The organism is Nitrospira sp. BLG_2, assembly GCF_049222245.1.
The window spans coordinates 1-4,590 of sequence record NZ_JBLYIG010000055.1; the positions used below are offsets into that span (position 1 = coordinate 1).

Consider the following 4,590-nt stretch of genomic DNA (forward strand, 5'->3'; position numbering starts at 1 on the left):
CGCGAGATCGAAAAGCTTCGCGTTCAGATTCAGTCGATGGAGGAAGAAATCCGTCGGCTTTACCAATCACGCCACCAACTCGATCAAGCCAATAAACAGAACGAAAAACTCGTGGCCACGCTGCAGGAAGCGAAGGCGCAAATCGAAGCGCTGCGTACCGAGGTTGAAAAACTGACAGCGCCGCCGTCGGCGTATGCCATTTTTTCCAGTATGAATGCGGACGGTACCGGAAATGTCTATGTGTCGGGACGGAAAATGAAGGTCAGCCTCCATCCTTCAATCAAGCGCAATGAGTTGCGGAAGGGGCGAGAAGTCGTCCTCAATGAAGCGCTCAACGTGATCGAGGTCAAAGGGTTCGACAGCCAGGGAGAGGTTGTTCGACTCAAAGACGTGCTGGAGGGCGGACGGGCGTTGGTCACTCTCCATTTTGATGAGGAGAAAGTGGCTGAGCTCGGTGACCCGTTGCTTACTGAACGGCTGAGTGTGGGGGACCATCTGTTATATGATACCCGCTCGGGATATGTCATTGAGAAGTTGCCGAAGTCCGAAGCGGAAGAGCTGGTGTTGGAAGAGGTCCCGGATGTCGACTATGAGCACATCGGAGGCCTCCAGAAAGAATTGGAGCAGGTACGCGATGCGGTCGAACTTCCGTTCCTCCATCCGCATGTGTTCTCCGAGTATAAGCTCAGCGCACCGAAAGGTGTTCTGCTCTATGGTCCACCCGGTTGTGGGAAAACGCTGATCGCTAAAGCTGTCGCTAATTCGATCGCCAAGAAATTAGGCCATCGGGCTGGCAAAGAGATTCGGAGCTACTTCCTCCATGTGAAGGGGCCGGAATTGCTCAATAAGTACGTCGGGGAGTCGGAACGCCAAGTTCGTGAAGTGTTTAAGAAGGCGAAGGAGCGGGCCGATGACGGTCATCCGGTGATCGTGTTTTTCGATGAGATGGACGCACTCTTTAGAACGCGCGGGACAGGCATATCCTCTGATATTGAATCGACGATCGTTCCACAGTTTCTCTCTGAGATCGACGGAGTCGAGCGATTGCGCAATGTCATTGTCATTGGAGCCAGCAACCGCCAGGATTTGATCGATCCGGCGGTGCTTCGTGCCGGTCGATTGGATGTCAAAGTTAAAGTAGGGCGACCTGATGCCACGGCCGCCCGTGACATTTTCTCGAAGTACATCTCGATGGATCTTCCTTTTGCTGACGAGGACTTGGAACGGCATGGAGGCGATCGACAGGCTCTTGTCGATCGGTTGACCGCTCTGACGGTCGAGACCATGTACGCAGCCAGTGAGGAAAATAAGTTCATTGAAGTGACCTATGCCAACGGTGAAAAGGAAGTACTGTATTTCAAGGATTTCGCCAGCGGAGCGTTGATCGAAGGAATTGTTTCGCGGGCGAAAAAATTTGCCGTGAAGCGCGTGATCGCCCAAGAAGGGGCCGGTCTACGCTCGGACGACTTGATCCGCGCCATTCGCGAGGAGTTCAAGGAACACGAAGATCTCCCCAATACGACCAACCCTGACGATTGGGCGAAAGTCGCCGGAAAGAAGGGCGAGAAAATCATTCATATCCGAACCATCAGTGGTGGGCCCGCCGAACATCGGCAGATTGAAACCATCAGTACCGGCCACTACCTCTAACTATCCCGTATGCCAGACCACACATCCACGAATCGCATGCGAGTGCTTGGCACCGAAACCGAGTTCGGCATCGCGGCAAAAGATCCATCCGCGCTGGACCCTGTATCTGGCTCATTCGCCGTGATCGGACATTACCCGGGACTTCCGGCGCCGGAGGCTCTTTGGGATTACGAGAATGAAAATCCGCTCTTAGATGCCCGGGGATTTGAAGTCGACGGCGAGCGAGAACGCCCAAATCCAGACTACAATCGGCAGTTGAATAAGGTACTGGCAAACGGTGGCCGTTTATACGTTGATGGAGCACATCCGGAATACTCGACGCCGGAGTGCTCGAACGCCAAGGAAATTGTGGCATTCGAGCGAGCCGGAGAGCGCATTCTCGCGACGTGCCTTCAGGAAATGGCTCGGGTGAGGGGAATCGAACAGTATGTTCTGTACAAGAACAACTCCGACGGCAAGGGCAACAGCTACGGATATCACGAAAACTATTTAGTCTCGAGGTCCGTGCCTTTCGACAGGATCGCTCGAGTATTGACGCCGTTTTTGGTCACACGACCGATCTTTGCCGGAGCAGGAAAAGTTGGGTCTGAAAATCAGACTAGCCCGACGGAATATCAGATCTCGCAGCGCGCCGACTTTTTCGAATGTCTGATGGACCTCAACACGATGGTCAAACGGCCGATCATCAACACGCGCGACGAACCACATGCCGATGCGGCAAGGTTTCGGAGGCTCCATGTCATTACGGGTGACGCGAATATGGCGGAACTCTCCACCTATCTGAAGGTGGGAACGTTGGACATCGTCTTGGATTTGCTTGAATCAGGAGCCGATCTGCCTCAGTTCGAACTGGACGAGCCGGTTCGCGCGTTCAAGCAGGTGTCCCGTGATCTGGATGTGAAAGAAACCGTGAAACTGGTCGGTGGAAGGCCGACCACGGCTCTTGCCGTCCCGCGGGCGTACCTAAGCGCCGCCAAATATTTTTATGCCTCGCAGGATCACAGTCCGACCACTCACGATGTGTTGCTCCGTTGGGAGGACGTTTTGAACCAGCTCGATCGCGATCCGCGGTTACTGGTGAAGGCATTGGATTGGGTCGCCAAGCGGCACATGATCGAATCCTACATGGAGCGTAAAGGTTGCGGATGGGATGATCCTCGAATGAAGCTGATGGATCTCCAATATCATGATGTCCGCGCGGACAAGGGATTGTTCTATACGCTGGAGCGCAGCCGCCTCATCGAGCGGATTGTTGAAGAAGACGATATTCAACGAGCGGAGCTCAATCCGCCGACGGGGACCAGGGCCTATTTTCGTGGGCGTTGTGTCAGTAAGTTTGCGAAGACCTTGTACGGGGCCAGTTGGACGTCGGTGTTGTTCGACGTAGGCAATACGACGATCAAAAAAGTGCCTTTGATGGACCCCCATCGAGGGACGCAGGCATTGACACGAGAGTTGCTCGATACGACCGATTCAGTCGATGCCTTGATCGAAAAACTCAAGGTTTGATGATGTTTCAACGATTACGATGAAGCTGCCCTATCTTCCCGACTACGACGGCTCCAGTTTTTTTGACTTCGTCTCAACACACCATCCTGAGTTGGCCTTGCGAAGCCACGGAATGGCGACGGTTCACGACCAGATGCCCACCGTTGGGCCTGTCACGGTGCCCTCCGCCACGACCGTGCTGGCGCTCAAGTATCAGCAGGGTGTCGTGATTGCTGGGGACCGTCGAGCCACGGAAGGATTTCAGATCGCGGATCGCCGAATCGAAAAAGTCTTCAAGATCGACGACTGGTCGGCCATGGCGATCGCGGGGGCGGCCGGTCCTTGCATCGAAATGGCCAAGTTATTTCAGACCGAGCTGGAGCATTACGAAAAACTGGAAGGCATGCCGCTCTCCTGTGAAGGGAAGGCGAATAAGCTGGGGCAGATGGTCAAGGCTAATCTTCCGATGGTCTTTCAGGGGCTGGTCGTCATGCCGTTGTACGTCGGGTATGACCTGAAACGCGGCGAGGGCCGCATCTTCAAGTACGACATCACCGGCGGCAAGTATGAAGAGTCCGATTACCATGCGATCGGTTCCGGTGGAAAGGATGCCCGTAACACGATGCGCGAGCATTTTCGGAGAGGACTTTCTGAGCAGGACGCGCTCAAGTTGGCTTTGTTGTCGCTCTATAATGCCGCGGATGATGATGTCGGCACGGGCGGACCGGACCTGATACGAGGAATCTATCCGACCTCGAAGTTTGTGACCGCTCATGGCATCACCGATGTCTCCGATGACATACTGAGAGCTGTGTATGACGAAATGATGACCGCACGCCGTTCAAGGGAGACGTAATCATGCCGATGCCCTACTACGTATCTCCTGAACAGATGATGCAGGATAAGGCTGAGTATGCCAAGAAGGGGATTGCCAAAGGCCGCTCGATTATCGCGATGGAGTATATCGACGGAATTCTATTGACGGCGGATAATCCCAGCGCCTCCCTGCACAAGGTTTCGGAAATCTACGACAACATCGCCTTTGCGGGAGCCGGCAAGTACAGCGAGTTTGAGAATCTTCGAAAGGCGGGCATCCGCCACGCCGATCTTAGGGGATTCATGTATAGCCGGGAAGACGTGACCGGTCGCTCGCTGGCGAACGGGTATTCGCAAAGTCTTGGGACCGTGTTCAGCCAGGAAATGAAACCGCTTGAGGTTGAGATTCTTGTGGTGCAAGCCGGTACCAATCATCACCTGAGCGAAATCTATCGTATTTCGTTCGACGGCAGCATCATCGACGAGAAGAACTTGGCGGTGATCGGCGGACGGTCTGAGGCGGTACAAACCGTATTGAAAGAAAAAGGTCCTGGCCAGGTTCCGCCCTTGGACGCTGCGTTGAAGCTGTGTGTCACGGCGCTGGAGCAAACGGCGAATCAAAAGCTGCATCCGGAA

General features: G+C 54.4%; 4 protein-coding genes. All 4 read left to right on the forward strand.

The window, feature by feature from the left end; all coding sequences use genetic code 11:
* Nucleotides 1-1,650 (forward strand): proteasome ATPase (arc, locus tag ACOSYY_RS01585; RefSeq protein WP_421660509.1); only part of this gene is annotated, 1,650 nt, incomplete at its 5' end.
* 36 nt (nt 1,651-1,686) lie between these two features.
* Nucleotides 1,687-3,159, forward strand: coding sequence for a depupylase/deamidase Dop (gene dop / locus ACOSYY_RS01590; RefSeq protein WP_421660510.1), 1,473 nt, complete (start codon nt 1,687-1,689; stop codon nt 3,157-3,159).
* Nucleotides 3,160-3,178: 19 nt separating this feature from the next.
* Nucleotides 3,179-3,994 (forward strand): proteasome subunit beta, encoded by an 816-nt coding sequence (gene prcB, locus ACOSYY_RS01595; protein WP_421660511.1) that lies wholly within the window; start codon nt 3,179-3,181, stop codon nt 3,992-3,994.
* 2 nt (nt 3,995-3,996) lie between these two features.
* Nucleotides 3,997-4,590 (forward strand): proteasome subunit alpha (gene prcA, locus ACOSYY_RS01600; protein WP_421660512.1); only part of this gene is annotated, 594 nt, incomplete at its 3' end.